Source organism: Streptomyces sp. NPDC059456, from assembly GCF_042750055.1.
Classification (GTDB): domain Bacteria; phylum Actinomycetota; class Actinomycetes; order Streptomycetales; family Streptomycetaceae; genus Streptomyces.
The window spans coordinates 6738-10912 of the sequence record NZ_JBHYVA010000247.1 but is presented as its reverse complement, the minus strand read 5'-3'; the positions used below and the strand labels follow the sequence as shown (position 1 = coordinate 10912).

The 4175-nt window shown below is 73.6% G+C and carries 3 protein-coding genes and 1 pseudogene; 3 read left to right on the top strand and 1 reads right to left on the bottom strand.

Going from position 1 to position 4175, the window contains the following annotated elements; genetic code table 11:
- Positions 1–138: 138 nt before the first annotated feature.
- Positions 139–1491, top strand: a pseudogene (locus tag ACFXA3_RS21750) (CDP-glycerol glycerophosphotransferase family protein); the annotation flags it as partial.
- Between the two features lie 4 nt (positions 1492–1495).
- Here ACFXA3_RS21750 and ACFXA3_RS21745 read toward each other — a convergent pair.
- Entirely contained in the window at positions 1496–2146 is a 651-nt protein-coding gene (locus ACFXA3_RS21745; RefSeq protein ID WP_385189029.1) for a TetR/AcrR family transcriptional regulator, read from the bottom strand.
- Positions 2147–2311: 165 nt separating this feature from the next.
- Between ACFXA3_RS21745 and ACFXA3_RS21740 the strand changes: the two genes are divergently transcribed.
- The gene (locus ACFXA3_RS21740) at positions 2312–3211 is read left to right on the top strand and encodes an ABC transporter permease (protein ID WP_385189027.1); all 900 of its coding nucleotides are present in this window, start codon (positions 2312–2314) and stop codon (positions 3209–3211) included.
- Positions 3204–4055 carry an ABC transporter ATP-binding protein gene (locus tag ACFXA3_RS21735; RefSeq protein ID WP_385189026.1) on the top strand — a complete coding sequence of 284 codons (852 nt, stop codon included), beginning with the start codon at positions 3204–3206 and terminating at the stop codon, positions 4053–4055. The genes ACFXA3_RS21740 and ACFXA3_RS21735 overlap by 8 nt, the downstream gene beginning before the upstream one ends.
- Positions 4056–4175 lie beyond the last annotated feature (120 nt).

The following is a 4175-nucleotide window of genomic DNA, read 5'->3' as shown; positions in this document are numbered from 1 at the left end:
ACTGTCCCGGCCCCCCCCGATATATACACTCTCATTTGCGGGGGCAGCGTCTGTTGTTTATAAGAGACTGGGTGGTCTTCACCCAGTCGGGGGTGCCGGGCGGCCGGCCCGGCGCCGCTGTCGCTGTCGCGCACCGACCGGATCCGGCACACCCTGATGCGGCTCGGGGCGCGCCGCACGTACCGCACGCTGTCGGTGCTCCGCTCGGCCGTGCTCGCGGCGCGGCGCGCCGGGGCCGCGCTGGGACGGGGGCTGCGCGAGTGCGCGCTGCGCCTGCACTACCGCCTCCAGCGGCTGCTGCCGCTGCGCCCGGAGCTCGCGGTCTTCTCCGCGTACTGGCACGGCGGCTACGCCTGCAACCCGGCGGCCATCGAGGCCAAGCTGCGCGAGCTCGCGCCCCGGATGCGGACGGCGTGGATCTGCGACCCGCGGCACGCGGCGACGCTGCCGCCGCAGACGGCCGCGCTCCGCCCGGGCTCCGCGGCGTACTGGACGGCGCTCGCCAGGGCCACGTACCTGACCACGAACGTCAACTTCGACCGTGCGCTGGTCAAGCGGCCGGGCCAGGTCCTGCTCCAGACGCAGCACGGCACCCCGCTCAAGCGGGTCGGGCTGGACCTCCAGGACCGGCCGGCGGCGACCCCGACGGGCGATTTCGCGGGTCTGCTGCGCGGGGCGGACCAGTGGGACTACCTGCTGTCCGCGAACCGGCACTCCACCCTGGTGTGGGAGAAGGCGATCCCGTCCTCGTACACCACGCTCGAATACGGCTATCCGCGCAACGACGCCTTCCACCGGGCCACCCCGCAGGACGTCGTCGCGCTGCGCGAGCGCCTCGGCATCCCGGCGGGCTCGACGGCGATCCTGTACGCGCCGACCCACCGCGACTACCGGCGCAGCCGGCCCGAACACCTGGACTTCGAGCGGGTGCTGCGGGACCTGGGCCCGCGCTTCACGATCCTGGCCCGCTCCCACCTGACGTACGGGGACGCGCCCGCCGCGCCGGTGCGCCACCCGCGCCTGGTCGACGTCTCCGGGCACCCGTCGGTGGAGGAGCTCTGCCTGGCGTCCGACGCGCTGGTGACGGACTATTCGTCGCTGATGTTCGACTACGCGGCGCTGGACCGGCCGATGGTGATCCACGCGGACGACTGGGAGGCGTACGAGGCGGCCCGCGGCACGTACTTCGACCTGCGGTCGTGCCCGCCGGGGGCGATCGCCCGGACCGAGGACGAGCTGGTGGACATCTTCGCCACCGGCCACTGGCAGGGCTCGCGCTCGGCACAGCTGCGGGCGGCGTTCCGGTCGCGGTTCTGCTCGTACGACGACGGCCACGCGGCCGAGCGCGTCGTGCGCAGCGTCTTCCTGGGGCAGCCGGCCGCGGTCCCGCCGATCGTCCCGCCGGCCGAGCGCCGCCCGGTCCCGGCGGCGCCGTCCGGCGCCCCGCAACCCGTGCCGGCGTCCGCGACCACGACGGGCCTGTGGCCGTAGGGGCTCAGGACCCGGGCGACGTCGCCTTCAGGCCCGCCACCACCGAGCGGGCCAGGTCGTCCAGGTACGGCCCCGGAACGGCGTCGCGCGCCACCACCTGGCGCCAGTAGAGGGGGCCGATCGCCAGGTCCAGGGCCCGGCCCGGATCGGTGCCCTGCGCCAGTTCGCCGCGGGCCACGGCCTCCGACACGATCCCCTCGGCCATCCGCCGTTCCCCGTCCAGCAGGGCCCCGCGGACCGCGTCCGCGATCTCCGGGTTGCGGGCCGCCTCGACCAGCAGGTCCGGGATGACCGCCGAGGCGACCGGGTGCCGCAGCACGTGGGACAGCACTTCGAGCAGCGCCCGTACGTCCCCGTACAGCGAGCCCGTCGCCGGCACGGGCAGGCCGTCCACCGCGAAGGCGCCCACCAGGTCCAGCACCAGGTGCAGCTTCGACTTCCAGCGCCGGTAGACGGCCGTCTTGCCGACGCCCGCGCGGCGCGCGATCCCCTCGATGGACATCCGGGAGAACCCGACCGCGGCCAGTTCCTCCACCACCGCGGCCCGGATCGCCTCGGTCACGTCCTCGCGCAGGACGGCGGCCCCGGCGGGGGCGCGGCGGCCGGGGGCGGAGGCGGGGGCGGGTGCGGGGGCGTCGGCCGGGTCCGTGGTCATGCACCGAGCATAGCCGCGCACGCCGCCACCCCCTCGTCACGACGATACGGTTGCGTTCCGTCGTGGCGCGCCCTAGTCTCGCCGTAGCGACGATACGGACCCGTCCCGACGCCGGACCCGTCCCGACGCCGTGCCGACGCCTCCACCCCGTCGAAAGCGACTCCCGTGACCACTACGCCAGCCGCGCCCCCCTCGTCCGCCGCGCTCGAAGCTCTGGCGGTCGCCCACGGCCTGACCGTCAGCGGCGCCCGCCCCTCGCTCCCGAGCTACGTGCGCCAGCTCTGGGGCCGCCGCCACTTCGTGACCGCGTACGCCACCGCCCGGATGCACGCCACGTACAGCACGGCCAAGCTCGGCCAGGTCTGGCACCTGGTGACGCCGCTGCTCAACGCGGCCGTCTACTACTTCATCTTCGGCGTCGTCATGAACGCCAGCCACGACGTGCCGGACTACATCCCGTTCCTGATCACCGGCGTGTTCGTCTGGGACTTCATCGGCAGCTCCATCAACGCCTCCACCCGCGCCGTCCACGGCAACCTGGGCCTGGTGCGCGCCCTGCACTTCCCCCGTGCCAGCCTGCCGCTGTCGACCGTCGTCCAGCTCTTCCAGCAGCTGCTGGTCACCATGGGCGCGCTCGTCCTGCTGCTGCTGGCCTGCGGCCAGACACCGACCGTGAAGTGGCTGCTGGCCGCCCCCGCACTGGCCCTGATGGCCGTCTTCTGCGCCGGCGTCGCCATGGTCATGGCCCGCCTGGGCAGCAAGAGCCCCGACATCAGCCAGCTGATGCCGTTCATCCTGCGCACCTGGATGTACTCCTCCGGCGTCATGTGGTCCATCGACCAGATGCTCAAGAAGGACCACCTCGCGCACTGGGTCACCGTCGTGCTCAAGACCAACCCGGCGGCCGTCTACATCGACCTGATGCGCTACGCGCTGATCGACAGCTTCAACCCGCACGCGCTCCCGCACCACGTGTGGGCGATCGCCGTCGGCTGGGCCCTGCTCGCGGGCGTCGGCGGATTCATCTACTTCTGGAAGGCTGAGGAGGAGTACGGCCGTGGCTGACACCGCAACCGCACACGCCGTCGCATCGGCATCGGCGCCCGCGCCCGCCCCGGCAGGCGCACCGGCCGCGCCGGTCCCCGACACCCGCGTCCCCACCGTCATCGCCGACGGGGTCCACGTCGTCTACAAGGTGCACGGCTCGGGCGGCCGCAAGGGCGGCGCCACCGCCGCCCTCAGCCGGATCTTCTCGCGCAAGCCCGCCCCCGGCATGCGCGAGGTGCACGCCGTCAAGGGCGTCACCTTCGTCGCGTACAAGGGCGAGGCGATCGGCCTGATCGGCTCCAACGGCTCCGGCAAGTCCACCCTGCTGGCCGCTATCGCCGGACTCCAGCCCGTGGCCCGCGGCCGGATCTACTCCCACGGCCAGCCCTCGCTGCTCGGCGTGAACGCGGCCCTGATGAACGACCTCACCGGTGAGCGCAACGTCGTCCTCGGCGGCCTCGCGATGGGCATGTCCAAGCAGCAGATCCGCGAGCGCTACCAGGGCATCGTCGACTTCTCCGGCATCAACGAGAAGGGCGACTTCATCTCGCTGCCGATGCGGACGTACTCCTCCGGCATGGGGGCCCGGCTGCGCTTCTCCATCGCCGCCGCCAAGGACCACGACGTACTCATGATCGACGAGGCCCTTGCCACCGGCGACGCCGCCTTCCAGCGCCGCAGCCAGGCCCGCATCGAGGAACTCCGCGAGCAGGCCGGCACCGTCTTCCTCGTCAGCCACAGCATCGGCACGGTCCGCGAGACCTGCGACCGGGCGATCTGGCTGGAGTCCGGCGTCCTGCGCATGGACGGCCCCTCCGCCGAGGTCTGCGACGCGTACGAGAGGTTCACCTCGGGCCGCTGAGGCCGGGCGGAAAAACGGGCGGGGGGGCGGGGGCGGCCGGCCCGGGGCCCCCCCGCCGGCGCGGCCCCCCCCGCGGGGCCCCGGCCGGGGGGGCGCGCGCCCCCCGCCGCCCCAGCGCCC